At 56.8% G+C, this 301-nt stretch carries 1 pseudogene; it reads right to left on the reverse strand.

Annotation, left to right across the window (positions count from 1 at the left end):
* Nucleotides 1–145, reverse strand: a pseudogene (locus tag EN852_RS43440) (Stf0 sulfotransferase); the annotation flags it as partial.
* Nucleotides 146–301 lie beyond the last annotated feature (156 nt).

Consider the following 301-nt stretch of genomic DNA (forward strand, 5'->3'; position numbering starts at 1 on the left):
GGTCATCGAAGGATTTCGGCTTGCACCCGAGATTGGTCGTGTCGAGCCACTCGGCGGAGTTGCCGAACAATCCCGTGCTGTTTGTGAGACTGCCAAGCCATTCGGAACCGCTACGGGCTTCGGTAAGTATCGCCACGCCTTTCATGCGTGCGGATTGCCCGCGGCCTGTCCGACCTCGATTGCAGAAAGCCGTTCTTCCTGATCGCCCGTCGACATGTCAAAGCTCCGCTTAAACAGCGCCTCAACGAACAAAGGCTCATATGGTTCCGTAGATTCGACCTCACGCCAAGGCAAAATGCAG

This window comes from Mesorhizobium sp. M2E.F.Ca.ET.209.01.1.1 (assembly GCF_004010375.2).
Taxonomy (GTDB): Bacteria; Pseudomonadota; Alphaproteobacteria; order Rhizobiales; family Rhizobiaceae; genus Mesorhizobium.